At 72.8% G+C, this 12,786-nt stretch carries 13 protein-coding genes; 10 read left to right on the top strand and 3 right to left on the bottom strand.

What is annotated here, in order from left to right:
• Nucleotides 1-51 precede the first annotated feature (51 nt).
• Entirely contained in the window at nucleotides 52-936 is an 885-nt protein-coding gene (locus tag ACFYWM_RS32020) for an SDR family oxidoreductase (protein WP_389921310.1), read from the bottom strand.
• 183 nt (nucleotides 937-1,119) lie between these two features.
• Here ACFYWM_RS32020 and ACFYWM_RS32015 point away from each other — a divergent pair, with 183 nt between their 5' ends.
• The 5 genes from ACFYWM_RS32015 to aroQ all read left to right on the top strand — a co-directional run bounded on the left by ACFYWM_RS32015 (nucleotide 1,120) and on the right by aroQ (nucleotide 5,505).
• Complete coding sequence (locus ACFYWM_RS32015) at nucleotides 1,120-1,788, top strand: TetR/AcrR family transcriptional regulator (protein WP_389921308.1); 669 nt, start codon at nucleotides 1,120-1,122, stop codon at nucleotides 1,786-1,788.
• 246 nt (nucleotides 1,789-2,034) lie between these two features.
• Nucleotides 2,035-3,213: a chorismate synthase gene (gene aroC, locus ACFYWM_RS32010; protein ID WP_389921305.1), complete on the top strand. Its 1,179-nt coding sequence runs from the start codon at nucleotides 2,035-2,037 to the stop codon at nucleotides 3,211-3,213.
• 64 nt (nucleotides 3,214-3,277) lie between these two features.
• Nucleotides 3,278-3,781, top strand: coding sequence for a shikimate kinase (locus tag ACFYWM_RS32005; RefSeq protein WP_389921302.1), 504 nt, complete (start codon nucleotides 3,278-3,280; stop codon nucleotides 3,779-3,781).
• Nucleotides 3,778-4,854, top strand: coding sequence for a 3-dehydroquinate synthase (gene aroB, locus ACFYWM_RS32000; protein ID WP_389921300.1), 1,077 nt, complete (start codon nucleotides 3,778-3,780; stop codon nucleotides 4,852-4,854). The genes ACFYWM_RS32005 and aroB overlap by 4 nt, the downstream gene beginning before the upstream one ends.
• 216 nt (nucleotides 4,855-5,070) lie before the next feature.
• The gene (aroQ, locus tag ACFYWM_RS31995; protein WP_389921519.1) at nucleotides 5,071-5,505 is read left to right on the top strand and encodes a type II 3-dehydroquinate dehydratase; all 435 of its coding nucleotides are present in this window, start codon (nucleotides 5,071-5,073) and stop codon (nucleotides 5,503-5,505) included.
• 9 nt (nucleotides 5,506-5,514) lie between these two features.
• Here the strand turns inward: aroQ and ACFYWM_RS31990 are convergent, their stop codons facing one another.
• Nucleotides 5,515-7,608: an ATP-dependent DNA helicase gene (locus ACFYWM_RS31990; RefSeq protein WP_389921297.1), complete on the bottom strand. Its 2,094-nt coding sequence runs from the start codon at nucleotides 7,606-7,608 to the stop codon at nucleotides 5,515-5,517.
• A 266-nt stretch (nucleotides 7,609-7,874) separates the two neighbouring features.
• On the opposite strand from ACFYWM_RS31990, the gene ACFYWM_RS31985 reads away from it, so the two are divergent.
• Both ACFYWM_RS31985 and ACFYWM_RS31980 read left to right on the top strand, forming a co-directional pair.
• On the top strand, nucleotides 7,875-9,290 hold the full coding sequence (locus ACFYWM_RS31985; protein WP_389921294.1) for a hypothetical protein: 1,416 nt from the start codon (nucleotides 7,875-7,877) through the stop codon (nucleotides 9,288-9,290).
• A 178-nt stretch (nucleotides 9,291-9,468) separates the two neighbouring features.
• Nucleotides 9,469-11,052, top strand: coding sequence for a Na+/H+ antiporter (locus tag ACFYWM_RS31980; RefSeq protein ID WP_389921291.1), 1,584 nt, complete (start codon nucleotides 9,469-9,471; stop codon nucleotides 11,050-11,052).
• Here the strand turns inward: ACFYWM_RS31980 and ACFYWM_RS31975 are convergent.
• Nucleotides 11,049-11,306, bottom strand: a complete 258-nt coding sequence (locus ACFYWM_RS31975; RefSeq protein ID WP_389921289.1) for a ubiquitin carboxyl-terminal hydrolase 14 — start codon at nucleotides 11,304-11,306, stop codon at nucleotides 11,049-11,051. The genes ACFYWM_RS31980 and ACFYWM_RS31975 overlap by 4 nt on opposite strands.
• Before the next feature lie 245 nt (nucleotides 11,307-11,551).
• Between ACFYWM_RS31975 and ACFYWM_RS31970 the strand changes: the two genes are divergently transcribed.
• The 3 genes from ACFYWM_RS31970 (at nucleotide 11,552) to ACFYWM_RS31960 (ending at nucleotide 12,773) form a co-directional block, all read left to right on the top strand.
• Nucleotides 11,552-11,953 (top strand): hypothetical protein, encoded by a 402-nt coding sequence (locus tag ACFYWM_RS31970; protein WP_389921288.1) that lies wholly within the window; start codon nucleotides 11,552-11,554, stop codon nucleotides 11,951-11,953.
• 138 nt (nucleotides 11,954-12,091) lie between these two features.
• Nucleotides 12,092-12,433 (top strand): YidH family protein, encoded by a 342-nt coding sequence (locus ACFYWM_RS31965; RefSeq protein WP_389921285.1) that lies wholly within the window; start codon nucleotides 12,092-12,094, stop codon nucleotides 12,431-12,433.
• Nucleotides 12,434-12,440: 7 nt separating this feature from the next.
• Nucleotides 12,441-12,773, top strand: a complete 333-nt coding sequence (locus tag ACFYWM_RS31960) for a DUF202 domain-containing protein (RefSeq protein WP_389921284.1) — start codon at nucleotides 12,441-12,443, stop codon at nucleotides 12,771-12,773.
• The last annotated feature ends 13 nt before the right edge of the window (nucleotides 12,774-12,786 follow it).

The following is a 12,786-nucleotide window of genomic DNA, read 5'->3' as shown; positions in this document are numbered from 1 at the left end:
CTTCTCCGGGACGACCGAGGTGAGGCTCCGGACTTCGTACGGGCGCCCGGTCTAGGAGCGCGCCGGGCTCTTCCACAGCCGCGCGGTCTCGCGCACGTAGCCGCGGTAGTCGCGCGGCGGGTGGCCCAGCAGCCGGGTCACCTCCTCGACCTGCGCCGGATCGGTCGGGAACTCCGCGTTCTTCAGCAGGTCGAAGCTCGCGATCCAGTCATCGAGCTTCGTCCCGTCAAGCCGCTTGCCGAAGATCGCCTGCCACTCTCCGTCGCCGTCCACGTATGTCACCGGACGCCCGAGTTCGGCCGCCCAGATCTCGGCGGCCTCCGCCCCGGTGAACGACTCGGGCCCGCACAGGGCGTACTCGCCACTCGGGAAAGCGGGATCGACGAGCGCGGTCGTGGCCAGCTCCGCCATGTCCCGCAGGTCGACGCGGTTCGACCTCTTGATCGGCGTCGGGTAGACGCCGTTCAGGATGTCCTCCTTGAACACTTCGTCGTTCTGGTTGAAGTTGGCGAGGGAGATCACCACGGGGCTCGCCGTCGACGCCGCGAAGGCGGTGCCGATCGCGAGCTTGTCGCCGTAGGCGGGCATGTTCTCCGCGAACGCGGCCCTCACCTCGGGGTCGCTGACGTGCGTGCCGGCGAAGACGAGCCGGGCGCCGGCCTCCTCGCCGGCCCGTACGAACGACGTGCCCAGCCGCACCTCGTCCGGCTCGTGCGGAGGGACGTAGAACGCCGCCTGGACACCCTTCATGGCCCTGCGCACCGCGTCGGGGTCGCCGAGGTCGCCCACGTGGCGCTCGACGTTCGCGGGAAGGTGCGCGGCACGCTGCTCGCTGCGCACCAGCACCCGCGCGTCGACGCCGCGCCTGAGCACCTCTTCGAGCACCAGGCTGCCCACGGTGCCCGTGCTCCCGACTACAAGGACCTTGGTCGTCATTCTTCCTCCAGCGATCTGCTGTCCCACTTCGCCGTCCGGCCGCCGTGGGTGGTGCGTTCGTTGAACATACTTCATTGAATGCCAATCAACCAAAAGCTCGCGAACGCCCCTCGCGACCGGGCGGGGGTGATCGTGGAATACGCTGGTGAAAAGTCGGGTCGGCGTCATGGGGAGGGAGCGGACGTGCCCCAGTCGGTCGCGGGCAGGCCGCCCACCCGGCGGCAACTGGCCGCCCAGGAGACGCGCCGGAAACTGCTGGACGCCGCGCTGGAGAACTTCTCCAGGCGCCCCTACGCCGACGTCACCGTCGCGGACATCGCCCGTTCGGCAGGGGTCGCGCACGGACTGCTGTCCCACCACTTCAACGGCAAGGAGAACCTCTACGCGGAGGTCGTGAGCGTGATCGACCGCCGGCTCCGCGCGGCCGCGAAGATCGGCTCCGACGGGCCCGTCGTCGAGCGACTCCACCGCCACCTGGCCGCTTACCTGAGGTTTCTCGCCGAGAACGAGGACGTCGCCCTGAACCTCGTCCTGCGGCGAGGGGAGGCCGCCGACCCGGTGTGGGAGGCCTTCGAGGCGATGCGCCGGGAGGGGAACCGCGCGGTCTGCGGGCTGCTCGGCCTCGACGCGGACACCCCGGCGCTCCGGCTGACCATGCGCGGGTTCACCGCCGCCTGCGACGAGACGGCCATGGTCTGGCTGAGAAGCGGCCGTCCCTACGAGATCGAGGCGCTGGTCGACGTCTTCGTCGCCTTCCTGGCGGGCGCGATCCGGGCCGCCTTCGACATCGCGCCGACCCCCGCCCTGCGCGAGGCTCTCGAGGTCCTTCAGGCCGAGCGCCCTCGCGGCTGAGGCGATCGACCGGGTGATCCTCCGGTCGTACGTCCTCATACGGACATGCGGTGACGGGTGATCGCCGGGACGGTGCGCCCGGATCGGGCCCCGCGAGTCGTCCCCGCGGAGCGGACCGTGCCCTCGCCGGTGGTCAGGGGTCTTGACCGTCCGGCCGGGCCGCCCCCGCGGTGACGATCACCGCCGGATGTCTCATCCAGTGAACGAATGCCATTCCAGTGGGCGACACGTGGAAGACTTGTCACCATGTTGCGCTGGTTGACCGCCGGAGAGTCCCACGGCCCCGAGCTCGTCGCGATCCTGGAAGGCCTGCCCGCCGGGGTGGAGGTGACCACGGCACAGCTGGACGAGGCGCTGCGCCGTCGCCGCCTCGGCTACGGGCGCGGGGCGCGGATGAAGTTCGAGCAGGACGTCGTGACCATCGCGGGCGGCGTCCGCCACGGCCGGACGCTCGGCAGCCCCGTGGCCATCCGGGTGGGCAACACCGAGTGGCCCAAGTGGGAGACGGTCATGGCCGCCGACCCCGTCGACCCGGCCGTGCTGGAGGGCCAGGCGCGCAACGCGCCGCGCTCCCGCCCCCGCCCCGGCCACGCCGACCTCGCCGGGATGCAGAAGTACGGCTTCGACGACGCCCGCCCGGTGCTCGACCGGGCCAGCGCCCGCGAGACCGCCGCCCGCGTCGCGCTCGGCCAGGTGGCGCGGAGCTTCCTCAAGCAGGCCCTCGGCGTCGACATCGTCAGCCACGTCGTCTCGATCGGCGGGGCCGCCGCCACCCGGGGCGTCCTCCCCGGTCCCGGCGACCTGGAGACGATCGACGCCGACCCGGTGCGCTGCGCCGATCCCGAGGGCAGCGCGGCCATGGTCGCCGAGATCGACAGGGCGCACAAGGACGGCGACACCCTGGGCGGCGTCGTCGAGGTGGTCGCCTACGGCCTGCCGCCGGGCCTGGGCAGCTACACCCACTGGGACCGCCGCCTCGACGCCCGCCTCGCGGCCGGCCTGATGGGCATCCAGGCGATCAAGGGCGTCGGCGTCGGCGACGGGTTCGAGACGGCCCGCCGCCCCGGCTCCCTGGCCCACGACGAGATCGAGAACACCGCCGACGGCGTACGCCGGATGACCAACCGGGCCGGTGGCGTCGAGGGCGGCATGACCAACGGCGAGCCGCTGCGCGTCAGCGCGGCGATGAAGCCGATCTCCACCGTCCCCCGGGCGCTCGCCACCATCGACGTGCTGACCGGCGAGGCCGCCAAGGCCCACCACGAGCGCTCCGACGTGTGCGCGGTCCCGGCGGCCGCGATCGTCGCCGAGGCGATGGTCGCGCTGATCCTGGCCGACGCGGCGATCGAGAAGTTCGGTGGCGACTCCGTCGAGGAGGTCGCCCGCAACCTGTCCGGCTACCTCTCCTCGCTGGTGATCAAGTGAGCGGGCGTCCGGGCGAGGGCGCTCCCGCCTCCCCGTTGAGCGGGCCGACGTCGAAGGAGATCACATGAGTCCCCGAGCAGTGCTGATCGGTCCTCCGGGATCGGGCAAGTCGACCGTCGGGCAGCTCCTGGCCGAGCGGCTCAAGGTCGCCTTCCGCGACACCGACGCCGACGTGGAGCGCGCGGCGGGCAAGCCGGTGAGCGACGTCTTCATCGAGGACGGCGAGGAGACCTTCCGCGAGCTGGAGGCCGACGCCGTACGGCGGGCCCTGGCCGAGCACGACGGCGTCCTCTCCCTGGGCGGCGGCGCGATCCTCGCCGAGGCCACCCGCGAGCTGCTGGCCGGCCACCCGGTGGTCTACCTGGAGGTCGGCCTCTCCAACGCCGTCCAGCGGGTGGGCCTGGCCTCGGCGCGACCGCTGCTCGTGCTGAACCCGCGCAGCCAGCTGAAGAAGCTGATGGACGCCCGGCGCCCCGTCTACGAGGGGCTGGCCACGATCGTCGTGGCGACCGACGACCGTGACCCCGGCCAGCTCGTCGACGAGATCGTCGGGAGCCTGAAGCCGTGACGATCTCCAGGATCGAGGTCCCCGGCGAGAGCCCGTACGACGTGGTGGTCGGCACCGGGGTGCTCGGCGAGCTGCCGGGCCTGCTCGGCGCGGGGGTCCGCACGGTCGCCGTGATCCACCCGGAGAGCCTGCCGGAGATCGCCCGCCCCGTCTGCGGCGCGGTCGAGGCGGCCGGGTACGAGGTCGTCGCGCTGCCGGTGCCCGACGCCGAGCGCGCCAAGACGGTCGAGGTGCTCGCGGGGCTGTGGTCCGCGCTCGGCCGCGCGGGCCTCACCCGCTCCGACGCCGTGGTCGGTGTCGGCGGCGGGGCCACCACCGACCTGGCCGGGTTCGCCGCCGCCACCTGGCTGCGCGGCGTCAAGGTCGTGCAGGTGCCGACGACCCTGCTGGGCATGGTCGACGCGGCGGTGGGCGGCAAGACCGGCATCAACACCCCCGAGGGCAAGAACCTGGTCGGGTCCTTCCACCCCCCGGCCGGGGTGCTCTGCGACCTGGCGACGCTGGTCTCGGTGCCCCGCGACGACTACGTGGGCGGCCTCGCGGAGATCATCAAGGGCGGCTTCATCGCCGACCCCGAGATCCTCACGCTCATCGAGGACGACCCCGAGGGCGCCAGGCGCCCCGAGGGGCGGCACACCCGGGAGCTGATCGAGCGGAAGATCCGGATCAAGGCCGCCGTCGTCGGCGCCGACCTGCGCGAGGGCGGCCTGCGGGAGATCCTCAACTACGGCCACACCCTGGCGCACGCCATCGAGCGCGTCGAGGAGTACCGCATGCGCCACGGCGAGGCCGTCGCGATCGGCATGGTCTACGCGGCCGAGCTGTCCCGCCTGGACGGCAGGATCGGCGCCGACGTCGTGGAGCGGACCAGGGCCATCCTGACCTCCGTCGGGCTGCCCACCGCCTACCGCCGCGAGGCCTGGCCCGAGCTGCGCGACCACATGCGCCTCGACAAGAAGAGCCGCGGCGCCACGCTGCGCTTCGTCCTCCTGGACGACCTGGCGAAGGTGTCCCCGCTGGTCGACCCGCCGGAGGAGCTCCTCGAGGCCGCCTACCAGGAGGTCGCCCGGTGAGCACGGTCCGCCGTGCGGGCCCGATGAGCCGTACGAGCCGTACGGGCCCGGCAGGCCATGCGAGCCCGGTGAGCGCGGGGCCGTCCGGCGGGAGTTCGGTGAGGGAAGCCGGGCGCGCGGCGGGCATGACCGGTGGTGTGGGGCGTCCGGCGGGAGTCCGGTGCGGAATGTCGGCCGCGCGGCAGGCGCGGCCATCGAGGAGCGGTGAGTGACCCGATGAGACCCGTCTACGTGCTCAACGGCCCCAACCTGGGGCGGCTCGGCACCCGCGAGCCGGATGTCTACGGCGCGGAGACCTTCGCCGACCTGGCCGCGCTCTGCCGGGACACCGGCAGGGAGCTCGGCCTGTCGGTCGAGGTCCGGCAGACCGACGACGAGGCCGAGATGCTGGGCTGGCTGCACGAGGCGGCCGACGGCCGGATCCCCGTGGTGCTGAACCCGGCGGCGTTCACCCATTACTCCTACGCGCTGCGCGACGCCATCGCCCAGCGCACCGCGCCCCTGGTCGAGGTGCACATCAGCAACCCGGCCGCCCGCGAGGAGTTCCGGCACACCTCGGTGGTCGCCGCCGTGGCGACCGGCACCATCGCGGGCTTCGGGCTGAGGTCGTACGTGCTGGCCCTGCAGGCCATCGCCGAGACCACCTCCTGACCCGCGCCGTCAGGAGTCGCCGAGGCGCTTGAGGGCGCTGCGGACCTTCGCCGGGTCGTTGGTGGGCCAGAAGGGCGGCAGCGAGTCGCGCAGGAACCCGGCGTAGCGGGCCGTCGCGAGCCGGGGGTCGAGCACCGCGACCACGCCCTTGTCGTGCTGGCTGCGCAACAGGCGGCCCGCGCCCTGGGCGAGGAGCAGCGCGGCGTGGGTGGCGGCGACCGCCATGAACCCGTTGCCGCCCTTGGCGGCGACGTGGCGCTGCCGGGCGGAGCTGAGCGGGTCGTCCGGGCGGGGGAAGGGGATGCGGTCGATGATGACCAGCCGCAGCGAGGGGCCGGGGACGTCGACGCCCTGCCAGAGCGACAGCGTGCCGAACAGGCAGGTCGGCTCGTCCTCGGCGAACTGCTTGACCAGCAGCATCGTGGAGTCGTCACCCTGGCAGAGCAGCGGCACGCTCAGCCGGTCGCGCAACGCCTCGGTGGCGGCCTTGGCGGCGCGCATCGAGGAGAACAGGCCGAGCGTGCGGCCCCCGGCGGCCTCGATCAGCTCGGTGATCTCCTCAAGATAGGCCTCGGGCAGGCCGTCGCGGCCCGGCTGGGGCAGGTGCTTGGCGACGTAGAGGATGCCGCTGCGCGGGTGGTCGAAGGGGGAGCCCACGTCGATGCCGGCCCATCCGGCCCGGCTCTTGCCGCCCTTGCCGCCCTTGTTCTCCTTCTTGCCCTTCTCCGGCGTGTCCTCGGAAGGCTCGGCGTCCGCCGCGGCGCCCGTGCCGTTGCCCAGGCCCCACTGGCGGGCCAGGCCCTCGAAGGCGCCGCCCAGGGCGAGCGTGGCCGAGGTCAGGATGACCGTACGGTCGCCGAAGAGCTTGTCGCGGAGCATGCCCGCCACAGTCAGCGGCGCGACCCGCAGCAGGGGCGGGCGCCGGTCGGTGGCCGCCTCCAGCCAGACCACCTCGGCGCGGTCGACCTCCTCGGCGTGGCCGAAGGCGTCGAGCATGCGCTGCGCGGTGTCGTGGACCTCGTCCAGCGAGGTGAAGGCCGCCCTGCGCAGCCCCGCGCCCTCCGGGTCGTCCTTGTCGCCGTTGCGCGGGCCCAGGGCGGTGATGCACGCCCACGCCGCGTCGCGGACCAGGGCGAGCGTCATGCCGAGCACCTGGGGGAGCTCGTCGAGGCGCCCGGCGGGAGCGACGGTCAGCAGGGCCTTGAGGTCCTCGCCGGCCTCCATGAGCCGGTCGGCGAGGTGCTGCTCGATGAGCTTGCCGACCCGCCGCGCGGCCACCGCGACCATGGTCTCCGACAGCTCACCGCTCACCACGGAGGTGACGCGGTCGACCAGCTCGTGGGCCTCGTCGACCACGACCACCTCGTGCTCGGGCAGGAGCGGGAAGTCCTCCATCGCGTCGATGGCGAGCAGCGCGTGGTTGGTCACGACCACGTCGGACTCGCCGGCGCGGGCGCGGGCCAGCTCGGCGAAGCACTCCATGCCGCTCGGGCAGCGGGTGGCGCCCAGGCACTCCCTGGCGCTGACCGAGAACTGCCGCCAGGCCTGCTCGTTGACGCCGGGGACGAGCTCGTCGCGGTCGCCGGTCTCGGTCTCGTTCGCCCACTCCTGGATGCGCTGGACCATCCGGCCCGTCGCGTTGACCTCACGGGGGTCGAAGAGCTGGTCCTGCTCCTCGTCGGGCCAGCCCGCGCTCGCCTTGTAGCGGCACAGGTAGTTGCGGCGGCCCTTGAGGATCGCGAACGACGGCTCGTGCGGCAGCTGCGGGGCGAGCGCCTTGGCGAGGCGGGGCAGGTCGCGGTCGACGAGCTGGCGCTGGAGCGCGATGGTGGCGGTGGAGACGACCACGGCGCCCTTGGAGGTCATCGCGTGCCTGATCGAGGGGATCAGGTAGGCGAGCGACTTGCCGGTGCCGGTGCCCGCCTGCACGGCCAGATGGTCGCCCGACTCGATCGCGCGCTGCACCGCCCTCACCATGGTGACCTGGCCGGGGCGCTCGACCCCGCCCACCGCCTCGACGGCGGTGCTCAGCAAATCCTCAACCGGGGGAATATCCACCTTTGAGGAGACGTCTTCGGATGGGGCGATGGAGTCGGTCGGCACGACAGCCAACCGTACCCGCTCGGCCCGACAGTCGCGGCTGGCTCCGGCGAGTCGCGGCGTGGACGCATACCCGTATTCCGGAACCCGAGGTTCACGTCACGTGGCAAACTGGCTGGATCACCCGGCTCATCAATCCTCGTAAGGTCAAGGGAAGGGCTACCGTTCTGGTGTCGCTGAGGCGGAAGATGGGGACGGAAAGACCGGTTCGGTAGGGTTTCCCGAGGTCGAGTGGACGAATAAAGGCTGGTTATCGCACTATGTCCTCCATGTCGGAAGTTGTCCCGTTGCCGTCGTTCGGCGAGGTGTTCTTTGACGAGCGTGGCCAGGAGCGGGTGCTCCGGGTCACCTGGCACGAAGGCACGCTGGTGCTGAGTCTGTGGCGCGGTGAGATGTGCACCGCGAGTTTCCGCATGCCCATGAGCGACGTGGGGCGCCTGGTCGACACCCTTGACGAGGGCTTCGTCGAGGCCGGTGGGCAGTACCCCGACGAGGTGGGCGAGCCCGTCCACACCGAGCAGCCACCACAGGACGAGCCGCAGGCCTACGGCGAGTATCCGGGCACCGGCCAGTACGCCCGGCCCCGGCCCGAGGACTACGCCCAGCCGCAGCAGTACCCCGACCCGGCGGGCCCGGCCGGTCATGTCCCCTCGCCGCTCGACGAGCCCCGCCAGGTCGCCGCCCTCGGCCCGAACGACGTGCTCGTCGCGCGCGGCGTGGTGCCCCCGCTGGACCGATCCGACCGCTCCGACCGGCCCCAGGACCGGATGCCCGCCGGGTACGGCTCCTCCGACGCCGTGCCCCGCGAGAACATGATCGTGAACGACGCCCTGCCCTACGGGCAGCCGCAGCCCGTCGAGCCGCTCGGCGCGGGTCCCGTCCCCGGCGAGCCGCCCTACCAGCTGCCCGGCGACCGCTACCCGCCCGCGCAGCCCCCGTACGGCACCCAGCAGCCCGACCCCTACGCCGCGCCCGTCCAGCAGCCCGACCCGTACGCCGCGCCGCCCGTCCAGCAGCGGCCCGACGCCTACGCCGGGCCCGCCGACCGGTTCGGCGGCCAGCGCCCCGACTCCTACGGCGTGCCGCCCCAGCCCCGGCCCGTCGACCCGTTCGCGCCCCCGGAGGGCCGGCAGAAGCCGTCCGCCTCGTTCACGCCGCGTCCCGACCAGTTCTTCGGCCAGTTCGCCGAGTCCGCTCCGCCCGCCCAGCCCGCGCCGCCCGTCCAGCAGCGGCCCGAGCCCGATCCCTACGCGCAGGGCCAGCAGAACTCGACCGACCCCTTCGGATTCGCCGCCCAGCAGCAGGCCTCCTACGGGGGCGCGCAGGCCGACCAGTACGGCGGCTACCCGCCCCCCGCGCAGCCCGACCCGTACGCGTTCGGCGGCAGGCAGCCCCACCAGGCCGGTCACCCGGCCGACCTGCGCGACCTGTACGGCTCGCCGCCCGCGTACCCGCAGCAGGACGTCGACCCCTCCGACCCGCTGGGCCTGCGCGGCCAGGCGGCGTCCGCGGCGCCCGACCAGAGGCTGCCCCGCCCCTACGTCCAGGATCCGCCGCCGCACTCCACCGGCGAGAGGCTCCGCCCCGAGCAGCACTACGAGGAGCAGCGCTACGACGAGCGCTACGACGACCGCCGCCGCGAGGGGCGGCGCCGCGACGACCGGGACGAGCGCCGCGACTGGTGATCTCCCCCCGGGACCCGGCGCCGCCGCGTCCCGGTCGCGAGCTCGACCTCCGAGGGGATAACGTGTGGCGTCCGCCGGACCACGGGTCCGGCGCCGGGGGACGGTGTCGGCCGCCCCGGGCGGTTCGCGGGGCGCGCCGGGGCGGGTAAGTTGATCGATCCCTATCGGGCGGGGTGGCGTGGACGAGTCGACGGTGCTGCAGATGCTGGCCGTTTCGGTCGTCGCGATCGCGGTGGCCGCGGTCGCCAGGCACAAGGGGTGGCCCGCGCCGCTGCTGCTGGTGCTCGCCGGGGTGGTGCTGTCGCCGTTCGTCCCCACCTACGAGCTCGACCCCCAGCTGGTCCTGCTGGTCTTCCTGCCCCCGCTGCTCTACTCGGCGGCGATCGACAGCTCCTACCTGAGGCTCAAGGACTTCCGCAGGCCGGTGGCGCTGCTCTCGGTCGGCCTGGTGCTGTTCACCACGCTGGTCATCGGGTGGGTGACCCACCTGCTCCTGCCTCAGCTGCCGCTGGCCGCCGCGTTCGCGCTGGGCGCGATCGTGGCCCCGCCCGACGCGGTCGCCGCCGTCGCCGTGGCCCGCAGGCTCGGGCTGCCCCGCAAGGTGGTCACCATCCTGGTGGGGGAGAGCCTGTTCAACGACGCCACCGCGCTCACCGCCTACCGGGTGGCCATCGCGGCCGCGGTCGGGCAGGGCATCACCTGGCAGGCCGCCGCCCTCGACTTCGTCCGCTCCGCGGCGGGCGGCGTGGTGATGGGCCTCGCGCTCGCCTGGGTCCTGGCCTGGGTGCTGGTGCGGCTGCGTGACGCGCTCGTCGAGAACACCGTCATGCTGCTCATCCCGTTCGCCGTCTACCTGGCGGCCGAGAGCGTGCACGTCTCCGGCGTGATCGTCGTGGTGATCGTCGGCCTCTACATCGGCCACCGCATGCCCAAGGCGGCCTTCGGCACCCGGCTGCTGTCCGACGCGGTGTGGAAGGTCCTCGACTTCTTCCTGGAGACGATCGTCTTCGCGCTGATCGGCCTGCAGATGTGGCCGATCATGCGCGGGCTGGAGTGGGGCGACGGGTGGAAGCTCGCCGGGATGGCGCTGGCGGTCTTCGCCGCCGCGGTGGTCGCCAGGGTGGTCTGGGTCGTGCCCAGCATCTACCTGCCCCGGATGCTGTCGAAGAAGGTCCGCAGGACCGAGACCCACGCGCCGACCTGGCAGAACGTGACCATCGTGAGCTGGGCGGGCATGCGCGGCGTGGTCTCCCTGGCCGCGGCCTTCGCCATCCCGGAGACCTTCCCCGGCCGTGACCTGCTCCTCTTCCTCACCTTCTCGGTGGTGATCGGCACCCTCCTGGTCCAGGGCCTCACGTTCCCGGCGCTGATCCGCAGGCTGAAGGTCTCCAACGAGCAGGAGATCTACACCGACAACCTGGCGGAGGCGGCCGCGCAGCAGGCGGCCGCCACGGCCTCGCTGGCCCGGCTGGACGAGCTGGTGGCCGAGGGCGTCGACGAGGTCCACCGGGAGGTCGTCGACCAGCTCAGGACCCGCTCCGAGCGCCGTACGCTCACCGCCTGGGAGCGCCTGGGCGGCGGCACGGGGCAGGAGGGGGAGGAGACGCCCAGCAACGTCTACCGGCGGCTGCGCCGGGAGATGCTGACGGTGGAGCGCGACGTGTTCGTACGCCTCCGCGACGAGCGGCGCATCGACGACGAGGTGCTCCGCAGGGTCCTCCACGAGATCGACTTCGAGGAGGCCACCCTGGAGCGCGACTAGCCGATGACGTTGTCCACGTAGCACCAGCGCCAGTCCTCGCCCGGCTCGAACGAGGCGACGACCGGGTCGGAGGTCTGGTGGAAGTGGGCGGTGGCGTGCTTGCCGGGTGAGGAGTCGCAGCAGCCGATGTGCCCGCAGGCCAGGCACCTGCGCAGGTGGACCCAGCGGCCGCCGTCGGCCAGGCACTCCTCGCACCCCTCGGGCGTGCGCGGCTTCGGATCCTGGGCCTCAAGGATGTGCTCACAGGTCGTCATGGTTTCCCCCTCGTGTGACTACAGAGATCGTACGACCAGTGGGGAGTCCCGGTTTCGCCCCCTCCCCGCGTTCGGGTTCCGCCGCCCGTCCGTCCCCCGGTTTCCGGGCCGTCCCGCGCCGCGCCCGCGTCCCGGCTGCACCGGCTCTCCCGGCTCTCCCGCCGTTCCGGCCCGCGAGCGGAACGGCGGGTAACGAGCCGGTACGGCGGCGCCTGTGGCGGCTGCCCGTTGGGTAGGGTCTGGGCATGCGACCCCTTCAGCGACGAATTCCCGTCCTCGCCGCCTCTGTGCTGGCCGCCGCGCTCATCACCACCGGCTGCTCCGAGATCCAGGAGGTGAGCCAGGGCATCGACAAGGCGCAGCAGTGCGTGCAGGCCGCGGGCATCGTCACCGAGACCGCCGCCAAGGTCTCCGGGCTGCTCGACGACCCCGCCGCGATGGAGAAGGCACTGCAGGACGGCGGCGCCAAGCTGGGCGACCTGGCCGACAAGGCGGCCAACACCTCGTTGAAGGAGGCCGCCGAGGGCGTCTCGGGCACCCTGCAGGGCTTCAACGTCACCGACGCCAACAGCGCGGTCGACGCCGCCCAGAAGGTGGCCACCGACTCGGTGCAGTGGGTCCAGCAGCTGACCAACGCCTGCGGCTAGTCCGGCCCCCCGGCGGCGGCCGTCGCGCCGCCGCACGGGACCGTCCGGGGGTGCCCGTCGGCACCTCCGGAAATCCCGGGTTCTCTAGGGGAAATGTGGTTGAAATACCGTTATTTCCATGAAGACCCAGGACAGTTCATGAACTCTCCGGACAACGAGCCCGACCCCCGGTTCACCCTTGCCAACGAACGCACCTACCTGACCTGGTTGAGCACGTCGCTCGCGCTGAGCGCGGGCGGCGTGGCCATGGCCGCCGTCTCCGCCGACGTCTTCGTCCCGTGGATGCGCACCGTGCTCGCGGTGGTCCTGGTGTCGCTGTCCGCCCTGGCGGCCGCGATGGCCTACCCCCGCTGGCGCCGGGTCCAGCGCGCCCTGCGCAGCTCCGCCCCGCTCCCGCCCCCCGCTCTCGCGCCCCTGTTCGGGTACGGCGTGGCGGCGGTCGCCGTGCTCGCCCTCGTCCTCATCCTGCTGTCCCGGTGAGCCCGCGGTGAACCGGCTGTGGGACGCGGGCCTGCAGAGCGAGCGGACCCGCCTGGCCTGGGTCCGTACCACCGCCATGCTGGCCGTGACCAGCCTGGCCGGCGCGGGGGTGGCCCTGCGCGCCGGAACGCCCGCGGTGGCGATCATCCCCTTCGTCCCGGCCGTGTTCTGCGCCGTCCTGCTGCTGACGCACACGGGCATCCGCTACCGGCGCGCCCAGGAGGCCCTGCACGGGGAGCGTCCCCTCGACAACCGGGTCGACGCCCTCATCGCCTGGCTCGGTACCCTCGCCGCCGTGACCGGAGCCATCGCCTTCGTTCTGGGAAGGTTCGGAAGGTAAAAAATGCGGCAAG

It is taken from the genome of Streptosporangium sp. NPDC002721, from assembly GCF_042888905.1.
GTDB lineage: Bacteria > Actinomycetota > Actinomycetes > Streptosporangiales > Streptosporangiaceae > Streptosporangium.
The sequence above is the reverse complement of the archived record's forward strand: the minus strand, read 5'-3'. Positions and strand labels throughout refer to the sequence as shown.

Coding starts and splice junctions, on each gene's coding strand:
- ACFYWM_RS31985 (WP_389921294.1), top strand. CDS start 7,875: ATGTCGGAAGTTGTCCCGTTGCCGTCGTTCGGCGAGGTGTTCTTTGAC.
- aroC (WP_389921305.1), top strand. CDS start 2,035: ATGTTGCGCTGGTTGACCGCCGGAGAGTCCCACGGCCCCGAGCTCGTC.
- ACFYWM_RS31965 (WP_389921285.1), top strand. CDS start 12,092: ATGAACTCTCCGGACAACGAGCCCGACCCCCGGTTCACCCTTGCCAAC.
- ACFYWM_RS32005 (WP_389921302.1), top strand. CDS start 3,278: ATGAGTCCCCGAGCAGTGCTGATCGGTCCTCCGGGATCGGGCAAGTCG.
- aroQ (WP_389921519.1), top strand. CDS start 5,071: ATGAGACCCGTCTACGTGCTCAACGGCCCCAACCTGGGGCGGCTCGGC.
- ACFYWM_RS31975 (WP_389921289.1), bottom strand. CDS start 11,306: ATGACGACCTGTGAGCACATCCTTGAGGCCCAGGATCCGAAGCCGCGC.
- ACFYWM_RS31970 (WP_389921288.1), top strand. CDS start 11,552: ATGCGACCCCTTCAGCGACGAATTCCCGTCCTCGCCGCCTCTGTGCTG.
- ACFYWM_RS32020 (WP_389921310.1), bottom strand. CDS start 936: ATGACGACCAAGGTCCTTGTAGTCGGGAGCACGGGCACCGTGGGCAGC.